Source organism: Amycolatopsis sp. NBC_01307 (genome assembly GCF_035975215.1).
Classification (GTDB): domain Bacteria; phylum Actinomycetota; class Actinomycetes; order Mycobacteriales; family Pseudonocardiaceae; genus Amycolatopsis.
On sequence record NZ_CP108403.1, the window covers coordinates 473,658 to 487,598 of the forward strand.

The window sequence follows — 13,941 nt, forward strand, 5'->3', positions numbered from 1 at the left end:
TCGTCAAACGGTCAGGCGGTGGGGGCGGGGTCCAGGGACTCCGACTCCGGGGCCTCGACCGGGTGCCGGCGCGCTTCGCGGCGCGCGTGGCGGCGTTCCTTGCGGGTCTCGACCATCGTGTAGAGGGTCGGGACCAGCACCAGCGTCAGCAGCGTCGAGCTGACCAGGCCGCCGATCACCACGATCGCCAGGGGCTGGCCGATGAAGCCGCCCTGGCCGGTGATGCCCAGCGCCATCGGGACGAGTGCGAAGATCGTCGCCGCCGCGGTCATCAGGATCGGCCGCAGCCGGCGCCGGCCGCCTTCGGTGACGGCGTCGGCGACGCTCATCCCCTCGGCGCGGTACTGGTTGATCAGGTCGATCAGCACGATCGCGTTGGTCACGACGATGCCGACGAGCATCAGCATCCCGATCAGCGACGGCAGGCCGAGCGCGGTGCCGGTGGCCAGCAGCAGCCCGATCGCGCCGGTCGCCGCGAACGGGATCGACACCAGCAGGATCAGCGGCTGGATCAGGCTGCGGAACGTCGCCACCATGATCAGGAACACGATCGCGATGGCCGCGAGCAGCGCCAGGAAGAGGTTCGAGAACGCCTCCTGCTGGTCCTGGCTCACGCCGCCGAGCGAGTACGACGCGCCGCCGGCGAACGTGATGCCGTCCAGCTTGGACTGGATGTCCGCGGTCGTCTTGCTCAGGTTGTCACCGGTGTTCTTGGCCGTGACGGTGGTGCTGAGGTCGCCGCCGGTGCGGTGCACCGACGCCGGGCCGTCCACAGTGGACACCTTCGCGACCTCGTCCAGCCGGACTACGCCGGCCGGGCCGGGGATCGGCAGGCCCTTGACCTGGTCCACGGACACCGGCGCGGTGCCGGCGCGGAGCACGACGTCGGTGCGCTGCCCGTCGACCGGGAGCTGCGTCACCGTGCGCCCGGCGATCGCCTGGTTGGCGACCTGGCCGATGGTGCTCGCCGACAGCCCGCGCGCGGCGGCCGCGGCGTCGTCCACCTCGACCTGCACCCGCGGCGAGCCGACGGACAGGTCGCTGGTCACCTCGGTCAGCCCGGAAACCCCTTGCAGCGCCTGCTGCACCTGGTCGGACGCGGGCTTCAGCGCCGCTTCCGACGGCGCGGTCACGGTGACCGAGACCTGGTCGGAGTTGAACCCGGAGGCGTCGGCGCCGATCTTGATCTCGCCCAGCTCGGGCCGGGACGTCAGCTCGTCACGCAGCCGGCTCGACAGCGCGTCGAGATCGGTGTCCTTCGCGACGGTGACGGAGATGCTGGTCGACGTGCCGCCGCCGCCGAAGCCGCCGAAGGCGCCACCCCCGCCGACGCTGACCTGGTAGGTCTGCACGGACTTCTCGGCCGCCAGGGCCTGCTCGACCGCCGTGGCGGCCTTCTCCTTGGCTTCGACGCTGGTGCCCGCGGGCAGCTTCTGCGTCATGTTCAGCGTGGTGCCGCCGGACTGGTCGAGGAAGTTGGTGTTCAGCCGGGTCGCGAGGCCGACGGTGCCGGCGAAGATCAGCAGCGCCAGCAGGACGACGGTGAGGCGCCGCTTGGTGGCGAACCGGATCACCGGCAGGTAGGCGCGCTGCAGCAGGCCGCGGCGCTCCTTCTCGACGGCGGCTTCGCGCGCCCGCTCGGCCTCGATGGCGTCGGCGGGCACCTTCGGCTGCTTGAGGAACCAGTACGCGAGCACCGGGACCACGGTCAGCGACACGAGCAGCGACGCCAGCAGCGCCACCGTCACGGTGATCGCGAACGGCGAGAACAGCTCCCCGACGAACCCGCCGACGAACGCGATCGGCAGGAACACCGCGACGGTCGTCAGCGTGGACGAGGTGACCGCGCCGGCCACCTCGCGGACGCCGTCGAGCACCGCCCGCTGCTTCTCCTCGCCGTACGCGAGGTGGCGTTTGATGTTCTCCAGCACCACGATCGAGTCGTCGACCACCCGGCCGATCGCGATGGTGAGCGCGCCGAGGGTGAGCAGGTTGAGTGACAGGTCGCCGGTCCACAGCGCCAGCAGCGCGACGATCACCGACAGCGGGATCGAGACCGCGGTCACCAGCGTCGAGCGCACCGACAGCAGGAACAGCAGGATGACGATGACGGCGAACGCCAGGCCCAGCAGGCCTTCGGTGGTCAGGCCGCTGATCGCGTCCTTCACCGGCGTGCCCTGGTCGAACACGACGCTCATCTCGGAGCCGGTCTTCTTCGCCAGGTCGGGCAGCTTGTCGCGGACCGCGTCGGAGATCGCGACGGCGTTCCCGTTGTCCACCATGGTGATCGAGAGGCCGAGGCTCGGCTTGCCGTTGGTGCGCGTGATCGACGTCGGCGGGGCGAACCCGGTCTGGACGTCGGCGACGTCACCGAGCTTCACCGGTCCCCGAGCCGGAGCGCCCGCGCGGGAAGCCCCGGCCGCGGCGCTCGGCGTGAGGTAGAGGTTGCGGATCGTGTCCACAGTGGTCTGCGCGCCGCCGACCTGGACCGACAGCGTCTTGCCGCCTTCGGTGAGCGTCCCGGCCGGCACGGCCGCGCCCGCCGTCTGCAGCGCGGTGGCGATCGACGTCGGGTCGATGCCCGCGGCGGCCAGCTTCGCGTAGTCGAGGGTGATCGTGACCCGCGGCTGCTGCACGCCGGTGACGGTGACCGTGCGGACGCCGTCGATCTTGCGCAGCTCCGGCGCGACCTGGTCGGTCAGCGCGGGGGCGAGCTGCTGCGGGTCCCCGGCGGTGCCGGCGGCGACCAGCACGACCGGCAGGTCGTCGGTGCTGCCCGCGGACACGGCAGGCTCGGAGTTCTGCGGCAGCCGGGTCCGGACCTGGTTCACCGCCTGCTGGATCTGGGAGACGGCGGCGTCGATGTCGGTCCCGAACTCGAACTGCGCGACGACCCGCGACACCCCGTCGGAAGACGTCGAATTCAGCTCCTCGAGGCCCTTGAGCCCCTGGAGGCCGCCTTCGAGCGGCTCGGTGACCTGCTTGTCGACCGCGTCCGGGGACGCGCCCGCGTACGCGGTGACGATCTGCGCCTGCGGGAACTGCAGCGACGGGAACAGCTGCTGCTTGATCTGCGGCAGCGCGAAGGCACCGAAGCCGACGATGACGAGCGCGAGCAGGCCGATCAGGCTTCGGTTGCGCAGGCTCAATCTGGCCAGCACGGACATGACTTGGGAACCCCCTCGGGAACGACGCGGCGACCGACGCCTGCGTCAGTGACCCGCTGAGCGTGCCATGTCCGAACTGAGGAGCGACTCAGCCTGTGGGTGGATTCCGGGTGGTCCCTTCGGATGAGCCCCCACCCTGAGCAGCGCTGGGTGCCGGTTCCGGCGCGCTGGGTGACGACGATCCGTCCTCATCGGACGGTGTCTCGCCGCCGGGCGCCTCCGCGGCGCCGTTCACGTCCTCGGCGCGGGGGCGGCGCAGCGGCATCGTCGAGCGCTCCCACAGCTTGCGCCCGTCCTCGGTGCGCAGCCGCTCGGAGGCGCGTTCCATCTCCAGCCGGCGCCACTTGCGGCGCTGGCGCCGGGTCGCCTTCGCCGGCCACAGCTCCTGGAGCGCGCTGTTGAAGTACGCGCCGCCGACCACGGCCAGCCCGATGAAGAACATCAGCAGCAGGAACGCGATCGGCGCGGCCAGCGCGCCGTAGGTGTAGCCCGTCTTGGTGATCCAGTTCAGGTAGACGCGCAGGCCGACCGAGGAGAGCAGGAACACGACCATGGCGAGCACCGCCCCCGGCAGCCCGCGGTGCCACGGCAGCTTCCGCGGCAGCGCGAGCTTGTACAACGTCGTCAGCGCGAGGGTGATCATCGCGCCGAGCGCCGGGAAGTAGAGCGCGCTCACCCACGAGGACACGGTCGGGCGCCAGTCCGAGGGGAAGAACTCGGGCAGCAGGTCCGGGCCGATGGCCAGCAGCGGCAGGCCGACCACCAGGACCACCAGGCCGCACAGGTAGAGCAGCAGCGCGAAGATCCGCTGCCAGACGTCGTTGCGGACGCCGTACTGGTCGTGCGCGACGGTGATCGCGTCCACGAACGACGACATCGCCGACGAGCCGGCCCACAGCGAGATGAGGAAGCCGATCGAGACGATCTCGCCCTTGCCGACGGTGAGGATGCTGTTCACCGTCGGTTCGATGATGTCCTGGACGGCGTTGGCGCTGAAGACGGTGCGGCAGAAGCCGATGATCCGGTCGTGCACCTGCGCGACGACGTCCTGGCCGAACCACTCGCCGACGAAACCCAGGCTGCCGAGCAGGCCCAGCAGCAGCGGCGGCAGCGAGAGCGTCTGCCAGAAGGCCGCTTCCGCGGCCTCCGAGAAGATGTTGCCCTCCCAGGCCTTGCCGAGCGTGCGCGTGAGGAGGCGCCACGGCCCCTTGCGGGCCACCTTCGTCGCTGCGGACGGCTGCACCTCACCCATGACGGTGTCCAGCATGGTCCATCCGTGGAGATTTGGCTCGTCACCACCCCTGCACCCGGGCGTGTCGGGGGACATCACCCGTGCCGGTGCCCGGAACTGTCGGACCCGGCCGGTAGACTCGCTCCAGTGCCCTCACCGCTGCAACTGACGCCGAAGTCGGTACCACAGTGAGGGTTTTCGCACGTCAAAGCACTTGAGCGGCAGTTGAGCGAGGGGGGACCGGCATGACGGGGACGCAGCTCGGGGCGCCTCCCGCGGAGAAGGACTCGACCGCGCGCCCGCTGCGGGCGTGGCAGCGGCGGGCACTGACCAAGTACCTGACGAAGCGGCCCAAGGACTTCCTCGCGGTGGCGACGCCCGGCGCCGGCAAGACCGTGTTCGGCCTGCGGATCGCGGCCGAACTGCTGTCGGACCGCACGATCGAGGCCGTCACCATCGTCACCCCGACCGAGCACCTGAAGCACCAGTGGGCGTCGGCGGCGGCCGTGGCCGGGATCCAGATCGACTCGAACTTCCGCAACACCACCGGTGTCACCTCGTCGGACTACAACGGCGTCGCGCTGACGTACGCGCAGGTCGCCGCGCACCCGACGTTGCACCGGGTGCGCACCGAGAACCGCAAGACGCTGGTCATCCTCGACGAGATCCACCACGGCGGTGACGCGAAGTCCTGGGGTGACGCGATCCGCGAGGCCTTCACCCCGGCCGTGCGGCGGCTCTCGCTGACCGGGACGCCGTTCCGGTCCGACGACTCGGCCATCCCGTTCGTCACCTACGAGCCGGACGCCGGCGGCTTCCAGCGCAGCAAGGCCGACCACTCGTACGGCTACGCCGACGCGCTGGCCGACGGCGTGGTCCGGCCGGTCGTCTTCCTCGCCTATTCGGGTGAAGCCTCCTGGCGCACCAGCGCGGGGGAGGAGTTCACCGCCCGGCTCGGCGAGCCGCTGACCGCGGAGCAGAACGCCCGCGCGTGGCGCACAGCCCTCGACCCGGCGGGCGAGTGGATGCCGGCGGTGCTGCACGCCGCCGACACGCGGCTGTCGCAGGTGCGCCAGAGCGTGCCGGACGCGGGCGGCCTGGTCATCGCCACCGACCAGGAGTCGGCGCGCGCGTACGCGAAGATCCTGGAGCGGCTCTCGGGCCAGACGCCGACGCTGGTGCTCTCCGACGATCCGAAGGCCTCGGGCCGGATCAAGGAGTTCTCCGAGACCAACGAACGCTGGATCGTGGCCGTCCGGATGGTGTCGGAAGGCGTCGACGTCCCGCGGCTGGCCGTCGGCGTGTACGCCACGAGCGCGTCGACCCCGCTGTTCTTCGCCCAGGCGATCGGCCGGTACGTGCGAGCCCGGAAGAAGGGCGAGACGGCGAGCGTCTTCCTGCCGTCGGTGCCGGTGCTGCTGGAGCTGGCGAGCGAGCTGGAGGCGCAGCGCGACCACGTGCTGGGCAAGCCCCACCGCGAGCAGGAGGGCTGGGAGGACGAGCTGCTCGCCCAGGCCAACCGCACCGAGGACGAGCCGGGCGAGGAGGAGAAGGCGTTCACCTCGCTGGGCGCCTCGGCCGAGCTGGACCAGGTCATCTACGACGGCAACTCCTTCGGCACGGCGGTCTTCTCGGGCTCCGACGAGGAGCAGGAGTACCTCGGCCTGCCGGGCCTGCTGGAGCCGGACCAGGTCCGCGCACTGCTGCGCAAGCGGCAGGAAGAGCAGGTCGCGGACGAGAAGCGCCGCAAGCCGAAGGCCGAGGAGCAGGCCCCGGCGCCGGCCCGCTCGGCCTCGGTGAGCGAGCGGCTGGGCACGCTGCGCAAGGAGCTGAACGCCCTGGTGGGCATGTACCACCACCGCACGAAGAAGCCCCACGGCGCAATCCACAACGAACTACGCCGAGTCTGCGGCGGCCCGCCGACCGCGATGGCGACGATGGAGCAGCTGGAAGAACGGATAGTCACCCTCCGCTCCTGGTGACGCTGTGGTGTCTCGATGCGGTGGTGCTGAGGCCTGGTCCCGGTGCCTTGGTGCGGTCGGCCAGGTCCTGATGGCCGGTTCAAAGCTGAGCACGGTCACGGGGCGGCCAGGTGCGGGTCCGGCTGCACACGTGACCCTCGGCGCGGCCGGATGCCTCGGGTGTCGCCGGTCGTGAGTGAGGAGACGGGTTAGAACACTGTTATCCACTCACGACCCTGCCGGCCAGTCGCAGCGGCCCGCCTCCGCCCCGGCCAGTCGAACCGCTGCCGTCTGCCCGCCGGCCTCGCCGCTCCGGCCGGGGGGTCCGCCGGAGGCTCTCGTGGCCCCAGTCGCAGGTCCACCCATCGCCCTCGTCGCCCCGGTCATGGGTCTGCCCGCTGCCCTCGCCGCCCGGTCGGCACGTCCGCCCGCTGCCCATCGCCGCCCCGAGCGCGGGTCAGCCACTGCACTCCGCCGCCCCGGTCGTGGGCCCGCCAACTGCCCTCGTCGCTCTTGTCGCAGGTCAGCCGATCGGCCCCGGCCGCCGCCGGCTCCGGACTGCCCCGAACCCACCCCCGTCACTCCATCGTGAGCCGCCTCCGCCCCTCCCGTGTCGCCCGAGAGGCTGAAGTTCGTCGTCACCGTCCGTTCTCGGGGTGCTCGGTCGGTCGCTGTGACGCTGTGTGCCCGGCTGTCACCACCACCCTGCCCGTCCGTTCCCGGGCGGACGACACTTCGGGCAGTCCGGGCGAAAGGTTTCGCAAGTCGGCGACCAGGAACGGGAGTGGTCGGTGGGATCACCACGGCTTCGCCGGCGCCCACGCTCGGTGTCCGGGACTCCGGCGGCGGGGCTACCTTCACGCCGTCAAGAAACCTGGATGTAACACACGGTGAGTAGTGGCGATCACATCGTCAGCGGATCTACTCTTTCCGGGCGACGGTCAGCCTGTGTTGCCGAACCGTGTCCAATTGGTGTCATTTAATCGATCCAGCTATCTTCCCCGCAGCCGCTCAGCGGCATATGTTGTCGCCCACAACATATGCGCGTCGGTGCGCCGGGGGCTCCTCCGGATCACCGCCCCGCAAGGCCCGGGACAGCAGTCGCGGGCCGAATCGACACAATGCTTGGATCCGGAAGGAACGAGGATGCGCAGCAGAACCCTTACCCTCCTCGCCGCCACGGTGAGCACCGGCTTGGTGCTCTCCGCGTGTGGTGCAAACAGTTCGGACAGCGGGGGCGCGGGGAGCAGCTCCGCCTCGTCGTCCGCTCCGGCCGCCGCGGGCGGCGCCAGCGGCAAGGTCGGTGTCATCCTGCCGGAGACCGCCAGCTCGGCCCGCTGGGAAGCTTTCGACAAGCCGATGCTGCAGGCCGCTCTCACGGCGCAGGGCTTCGAAGCCGACATCCAGAACGCCCAGGGTGACGCCCAGAAGTTCACCACCCTGGCCGACGGCTTCATCAGCTCCGGCGTCAAGGCCCTGATCATCGCCCCGTCCGACCCGGCCGTCGGTGCCGCTGTCGAGGCGAAGGCGAAGGGCGCCGGCATCCCGGTCATCGACTACGACCGGCCGAGCCTCGGCGGGTCCGCCGACTACTACGTCTCGTTCGACAACGAGAAGGTCGGCCAGCTGCAGGGCCAGGGCCTCGCGGACAAGCTGAAGGACAAGCCGGGCGCGCAGGTCATCCAGATCGAGGGTGCCCCGACCGACAACAACGCGACGCTGTTCACCAAGGGCCAGGACTCCGTCCTCGCGCCCCTGTTCGCCAGCAACGCGCTGAAGCTGGTCCAGAAGCAGCCGATCAACGACTGGGACAACCAGCTCGGCGGCACGACCTTCGAGCAGATCCTGCAGGGCAACGGCGGCAAGGTCGACGGCGTCGTGGCGGCGAACGACGGCCTGGCCGGCGCGGTCATCACGATCCTCAAGAAGAACGGCCTCAACGGCAAGGTCCCGGTCACGGGCCAGGACGCCACCGCGGACGGCCTCATGGCCATCATGCGCGGCGACCAGTACCTGACCATCTTCAAGCCGATCAAGGAAGAGGCCGAGGCCACGGCCAAGCTGGCCGCTGCCCTGGTCAAGGGTGACACCGCCGGTGCGGACGCGATCGCGACGGGCAAGCTCCACGACCCGAAGAACAACCGCGACATCAAGTCCGTGCTGCTCACGCCGACCCTGATCCTGGAGAAGGACATCAAGACCGTCGTGACCCAGGGCTACGTGAAGGCGACCGAGATCTGCGGTGGCGACCTCGCCGCCAAGTGCACCTCGCTCGGCATCTCCTGAGCCGTAGGCAGTAGTACCCATGAACAGCCGGGCCGGGACGCGCACCCCGACGGCGCGCCCCGGCCCGGTCCCCACTCCTCGCTTGCCGATCGGCGGAGCGGCGGCACAGGGCATAAGAAATTCGGAGAAATGCCATCCATGAGTGAGCCCATCCTCGAGATCAAGGGCCTGAACAAGAGCTTCGGCCCCGTCCACGTCCTCCACGACGTGGACTTCGACGTGCGTGCGGGCGAAGTGACCGCCCTGGTCGGCGACAACGGCGCCGGCAAGTCGACCCTCGTCAAGTGCATCGCCGGCATCCACCCGTACGACTCGGGGGCCGTGCGGTTCAACGGCGAGGACGCCCACATCCGCGGCCCGCGCGACGCGGCGGACCTCGGCATCGAGATCGTCTACCAGGATCTCGCCCTCGCCGACAACCTCGACATCGTCCAGAACATGTTCCTCGGCCGTGAGCGCGGGAACAGCTGGAAGCTGGACGAAGCCAGCATGGAGAAGGCCGCTCGCGAGACGCTGGCCTCCCTGTCGGTGCGGACCGTGAAGTCGGTCCGGACGCCGGTCTCCTCGCTGTCCGGTGGTCAGCGCCAGACCGTGGCCATCGCGAAGTCGGTGCTGTGGAACAGCAAGGTCGTCGTGCTGGACGAGCCGACCGCCGCCCTCGGTGTCGCGCAGACCCGGCAGGTGCTGGACCTGGTCCGCCGGCTGGCCGAGCAGGGTCTCGGCGTCGTGCTGATCAGCCACAACATGGCCGACGTGTTCGAGGTCGCCGACCGCATCTCGGTGCTGTACCTCGGCCGCCTCGTCGCCGAGGTGCACACGAAGGACGTCAGCCACGGCCAGATCGTGGAACTGATCACCGCGGGTCGCTCCGGTGACCTCGGCCTGGCCCGGCCCGAAGCCGTGGTCCTGTGAGCGGGAAGAAAGAACCGGACATGACTGAAACCCCTGCCAAGCCCGAAGTCGGCTCACCCGCCGACGCGCTCGCGCAGACCCAGAACCCCACCGCGGCGATCACCGACTTCGGCATCGACACGACATCGATGTCAACCGGTGAAGCGCTTCGCGACTACTTCGCCCGCATCCGGGCCGGCGAGCTCGGCTCGCTGCCGTCGCTGTTCGGCCTGCTCGTGCTGGTCATCCTGTTCAGCGCGCTGTCGGACAACTTCTTCACGCTGGCCAACATCGCCAACGTGTTCCCGCAGGGCGCGGGCGTGATCATCATCGCGATGGGCATCGTCTTCGTGCTGCTGCTCGGCGAGATCGACCTCGCCGCCGGTGTGGCCTCCGGCACCGCCGCGTCGGTGATGGCCCTGCACTACGTGCACGCCGGAAACCTGCTGGGCACCTTGGGCTCCGGCGTGTTCATCACGTTCATCGCGGTCCTCGCCGTGGCCATGCTGCTGTCGGCCTACCAGCGGATCTGGGCCGGCGCCGCGCTTTCGCTGATCGGCCTGCTGCTCGTCGCGGTCGGCGTCCCGGCCAACGCCTGGCTCGAGATCCTGCTGGCCATCTGCGTCGGCACCGCGATCGGCTGCATCACCGGCTTCCTCGTCTCGAAGATCGGCATGCCGTCCTTCGTCGTGACGCTGGCGCTGTTCATCGTGTGGCAGGGCGTCCTGCTGCAGTTCATCGGTGAAGGCGGCACGATCGGCATCACCAACTCGGACACCCTGTACAAGATCGCCAACGGCAACCTGAACATCCTCGGCAGCTGGATCTTCTTCCTCGTCGCCGCGGGCGGGTTCGCCGTGATCACGCTGATCAGCCACTTCAAGCGGCTCCAGCGCGGCCTGGTCGTGCAGCCGACGGCGCTGGTGCTGGTCAAGGTCGGCGCGCTCGTCGTGCTGTCGGCGGTGGGCACCTGGCTGCTGACGATCAACCGCTCGCCGAACAAGGCCGTCGTCACGATCGAGGGCGTCCCGTACGTCATCCCGATCATGCTGGTGCTGCTGGTGGCCGGGACCTACGTGCTCAACCGCACCAAGTACGGCCGGTACGTCTACGCGGTCGGCGGCAACAAGGAAGCCGCCCGTCGCGCCGGTATCGACGTGCCGAAGATCCGGGCGAGCGTGTTCATCATCGGCTCGGCGGTCGCGGCCATCGGCGGCATCGTCGCCGCGTCGAAGGTCGGTTCGGTCAGCCCGCAGTCCGGTGGCCTCAACACGCTGCTGTACTCGGTCGGCGCGGCCGTCATCGGCGGCACGTCGCTGTTCGGCGGCAAGGGCCGGGTGGCCGACGCCGTCGTCGGTGGCCTGGTCATCGCGGTGGTCATCAACGGCCTGGGCCTGCTCAAGCAGCCGGCCGCGGTGGTCAACATCATCACCGGCCTGGTCCTCCTGCTCGCCGCCACGGTCGACGCGCTGTCGCGGCGCCGCGCGGCTGCGTCGACGCGCTGAACCAGCATGGGATGATCAAGCCCGTGTCCAGCTCACCCGTCGCGCGACCGGACGAGGTGCGCCGGCACAACCGCACGACCCTGCTCCGCCTGCTGCACGTCGGCGGGCCGAGCACCCGGGCGACCCTGGCCGCCGAGCTGGGGCTCAACCGGAGCACGATCAAGACCCTCGTCGACGGGCTGGCGGAAGCCGGTGTCGTCGAGGAGAAGGTGCCGAGGCCGGGACGAGGGGCGGGCCGCCCCTCGCTCCTGGTCCTGCCCCAGCCGCACGCAGCGGTCGTGCTCGCGGTCGACCTGCAGGTCGAGCACGTCGCGATCGCGCTCGTGGGGCTGGGCGGCCAGATCCTGGGCCGCAACAGCTGGAACCTGCGGGGCCGGATGAACCGGCCCGAAGAGGTCATCACCCACGTCATCGAGTCGGCGACCGTCCTGGCCGGCGACCTCGACGTGAGCCCGGTGGCGGTCGGGGTGTCGGTACCGGGCGTCGTCCGGCGCGCGGACGGGTACGTGCACGAAGCACCCAACCTGCGCTGGACCGACGTCGCGCTCGGTGAGCGGCTGGGCGGTGTCCTGCAGATCCCGATCCTGGTCGGGAACGACGCCGAGCTCGGCGCGGTCGCCGAGCACCTGCGCGGAGCGGCCCGCGGGTCCTCCGACATGGTGTACATCTCGGCGGACGTCGGGGTCGGCGGCGGGGTCATCGCCGAAGGCGCGGCCCTGCGGGGCGGCGCGGGGTACGTCGGCGAGATCGGGCACATGGTGATCCGGCCCGGCGGGCGTCCCTGCTACTGCGGCAGCAGCGGCTGCTGGGAGACCGAGGTCGGCGAGGCCGCGTTGTGCCGGGCGCTCGGGCTGGCCGAGGACACCCCGCGCGGCGCGATCCTGTTCGAGCTGCGCGAGCTCGGCCGGGACTCCGAAGCGGCGATGACGCGGCTCGCGGAGTTCGGCGAGTGGCTGACCCTCGGGCTGATCAACGTCGTCAACCTGCTCGGGCCGCAGCTGGTGATCCTCGGCGACCTGCTGACGGTGCTGCCGGAGGCGGTCCTGCGGCACGTCGGCGCGGAGGTCCGCCGGCGCAGCCTGGTGAGCCGGGCGGTCGGCGGCACGCGGATCATCAGCTCGGCACTGGGCGCCGACGTGAAGCTGCTGGGCGCCGCCGAAGTCGCGTTCGAAGTCGTGCTGGATTCTGTCTGACTTCTTGTCCGGTTTCGTGTCCGGAATCACGGCATTCCGAGGCCTGTCCGTGATTTCCGGCGCGGCAATCGGCAACTTGCAGCTTTGCCGGTCGACTGTGCCGGCCAGAGAAATACGAAGGCGGCCAGTGCCTGTGCGCACTGACCGCCTTCGCTTGTGTCTAGGTCGTTACCGCTGGATGTCGGCGGACAGTTCCTTGAGCTTGGCCTCGTGCTCGCGGGCGTGGTGCCCGCAGAAGAGAAGCTCGCCGCCCTTGAGGACGGCGCGTACCTGAGCTGCGGCCCCGCACCGGTCACAGCGGTCGAGGGCGGTCAGTTCGGGGCGGGTGAGCGTCGGCGTTGTCATGGGGGTCTCCCTCCGTCCCGGCACCGGTTGCCCGGTGCCATCGATCCAGCTACGCCCACTTCGGACTGATGTCGGCTACGGCGATCGTCTCCGGCTCCGCGGTGTTCGTGCTTCCACTCTTCCAGACGTTTCGCGGCCCGCAAGTGTTCCCGCGCCGGTGGGACCCGAGTCACGTCGATTTACCCCGGATGTCGTAGCGGGATCCCGCAATGCAGGAGTGGATTACCCGGAGAGTCACATTTTCCGTGGTCAGGCACCATGGAGTCGTGAGTTCCTTGACGCCGGTCCGGAAGGTTTCCGCGGTACCCGCCCCGCTGTTGTTCGTTCTCAGCGGAATTTCCATGTACGCCGGAGCGGCCATCGCGGTCGATCTTTTCGGCCACGCGACGCCGGCCGGGGTGGCCTGGCTGCGGTGCCTGGGCGCGGCGGTGGTGCTGCTGGCCTGGCGGCGGCCGCCGCGCGCGGCCTGGCGGGGCCGGCGGCTGCTGCTGGCGTGCGTCTTCGGGATCGTGACCGCGGGCATGAACGTGCTGTTCTACGAGGCGATCGCCCGGCTGCCGCTGGGCACGGTCGTCGCGCTGGAGTTCGCCGGGCCCGTGGTGGTGGCCGCCGCGGGCTCCCGCACCCGCCGCGACGTGCTGGCCCTGCTGCTGGTGGTCGCCGGGGTGGTGGCGATCGCCGACGTCCGGCTGTCCGGCAGCGCCCTGGGCGTGCTGTTCGCCCTGGCCGCGGCGGCCGCCTGGGCGGGTTACATCCTGATCGGCAAGCGGGTGGCGACCGACGGCGACGGCATCGACAGCCTCGCGATCGGCTTCGCCGCGGCGACGGTCGTGCTCTCGCCCCTGGCGTTCGGCACGGGAGAAGTGTGGTCTTCGCCACGCATGCTCCTGCTGGGCGTCGGCGTGGGCGTGCTGTCGACGGTGGTGCCGTACGCGCTCGACCAGGTGGTCCTGCGCCGCCTGGGCCAGGCCCGGTTCGCGGTGCTGCTGGCCCTGCTCCCGGTGACGGCGGGCGTGACGGGCTTCCTGCTGCTGCACCAGGTGCCGACCCTGCCGGAGGCACTGGGGACCCTGGCGGTGGTGGCCGGCGTGGCCCTGCGGCGACGTGAGGCCCCTTCCCGGCCGTCCCCGGAGCCGCCGGGCTAGGCGACGCCGGTGCAAGTCACGCTCGACGTGGCGGACCTCGCGGCCGAGAGTCGGTTTCAAACGGGCGCGCCCTCGGCGGCGAGGTCGACGAGGACGGCGACTGGCACAGGGTGCTGGTGCAGGTAGGCAGCTCGGCCGATGGGCGCCGGATCGTGATGGCCGTCGTCGGCGCTGGGCGGGGATACTCGTGTCTGGCGGCAGGAGGCTACTGAGGGGA

At 70.4% G+C, this 13,941-nt stretch carries 9 protein-coding genes; 6 read left to right on the forward strand and 3 right to left on the reverse strand.

Translation table 11 applies throughout. The annotated features are described in order from the left end of the window. Positions 1 to 11 precede the first annotated feature (11 nt). Positions 12 to 3,167 (reverse strand): efflux RND transporter permease subunit, encoded by a 3,156-nt coding sequence (locus tag OG439_RS02330; protein WP_326947677.1) that lies wholly within the window; start codon positions 3,165 to 3,167, stop codon positions 12 to 14. 88 nt (positions 3,168 to 3,255) lie between these two features. Next, entirely contained in the window at positions 3,256 to 4,434 is a 1,179-nt protein-coding gene (locus OG439_RS02335) for a YihY/virulence factor BrkB family protein (RefSeq protein WP_442792277.1), read from the reverse strand. Between the two features lie 209 nt (positions 4,435 to 4,643). Between OG439_RS02335 and OG439_RS02340 the strand changes: the two genes are divergently transcribed. The 5 genes from OG439_RS02340 to OG439_RS02360 all read left to right on the forward strand — a co-directional run bounded on the left by OG439_RS02340 (position 4,644) and on the right by OG439_RS02360 (position 12,234). Continuing rightward, entirely contained in the window at positions 4,644 to 6,380 is a 1,737-nt protein-coding gene (locus OG439_RS02340; protein ID WP_326947678.1) for a DEAD/DEAH box helicase, read from the forward strand. Positions 6,381 to 7,505: 1,125 nt separating this feature from the next. Beyond that, a complete protein-coding gene (locus OG439_RS02345; RefSeq protein WP_326947679.1) occupies positions 7,506 to 8,645 on the forward strand; it encodes a sugar ABC transporter substrate-binding protein in 1,140 nt (379 codons plus the stop codon). 138 nt (positions 8,646 to 8,783) lie between these two features. Then, complete coding sequence (locus OG439_RS02350) at positions 8,784 to 9,557, forward strand: ATP-binding cassette domain-containing protein (protein ID WP_326947680.1); 774 nt, start codon at positions 8,784 to 8,786, stop codon at positions 9,555 to 9,557. 20 nt (positions 9,558 to 9,577) lie between these two features. Beyond that, the gene (locus OG439_RS02355) at positions 9,578 to 11,041 is read left to right on the forward strand and encodes a sugar ABC transporter permease (protein ID WP_326947681.1); all 1,464 of its coding nucleotides are present in this window, start codon (positions 9,578 to 9,580) and stop codon (positions 11,039 to 11,041) included. A gap of 11 nt (positions 11,042 to 11,052) precedes the next feature. Continuing rightward, on the forward strand, positions 11,053 to 12,234 hold the full coding sequence (locus OG439_RS02360; protein WP_326947682.1) for an ROK family transcriptional regulator: 1,182 nt from the start codon (positions 11,053 to 11,055) through the stop codon (positions 12,232 to 12,234). Positions 12,235 to 12,402: 168 nt separating this feature from the next. Here OG439_RS02360 and OG439_RS02365 read toward each other — a convergent pair whose 3' ends face one another. Further along, complete coding sequence (locus OG439_RS02365; protein ID WP_247063514.1) at positions 12,403 to 12,579, reverse strand: DUF7455 domain-containing protein; 177 nt, start codon at positions 12,577 to 12,579, stop codon at positions 12,403 to 12,405. Between the two features lie 341 nt (positions 12,580 to 12,920). Between OG439_RS02365 and OG439_RS02370 the strand changes: the two genes are divergently transcribed. After that, a complete protein-coding gene (locus tag OG439_RS02370) occupies positions 12,921 to 13,724 on the forward strand; it encodes an EamA family transporter (RefSeq protein ID WP_326947683.1) in 804 nt (267 codons plus the stop codon). The last annotated feature ends 217 nt before the right edge of the window (positions 13,725 to 13,941 follow it).

What these genes read in the sequence shown, in the direction of transcription:
- OG439_RS02345 (WP_326947679.1), top strand. Translation starts at nt 7,506, where the DNA reads ATGCGCAGCAGAACCCTTACCCTCCTCGCCGCCACGGTGAGCACCGGC.
- OG439_RS02350 (WP_326947680.1), top strand. Translation starts at nt 8,784, where the DNA reads ATGAGTGAGCCCATCCTCGAGATCAAGGGCCTGAACAAGAGCTTCGGC.
- OG439_RS02370 (WP_326947683.1), top strand. Translation starts at nt 12,921, where the DNA reads ATGTACGCCGGAGCGGCCATCGCGGTCGATCTTTTCGGCCACGCGACG.
- OG439_RS02340 (WP_326947678.1), top strand. Translation starts at nt 4,644, where the DNA reads ATGACGGGGACGCAGCTCGGGGCGCCTCCCGCGGAGAAGGACTCGACC.
- OG439_RS02335 (WP_442792277.1), bottom strand. Translation starts at nt 4,434, where the DNA reads ATGCTGGACACCGTCATGGGTGAGGTGCAGCCGTCCGCAGCGACGAAG.
- OG439_RS02365 (WP_247063514.1), bottom strand. Translation starts at nt 12,579, where the DNA reads ATGACAACGCCGACGCTCACCCGCCCCGAACTGACCGCCCTCGACCGC.
- OG439_RS02330 (WP_326947677.1), bottom strand. Translation starts at nt 3,167, where the DNA reads ATGTCCGTGCTGGCCAGATTGAGCCTGCGCAACCGAAGCCTGATCGGC.
- OG439_RS02355 (WP_326947681.1), top strand. Translation starts at nt 9,578, where the DNA reads ATGACTGAAACCCCTGCCAAGCCCGAAGTCGGCTCACCCGCCGACGCG.
- OG439_RS02360 (WP_326947682.1), top strand. Translation starts at nt 11,053, where the DNA reads ATGATCAAGCCCGTGTCCAGCTCACCCGTCGCGCGACCGGACGAGGTG.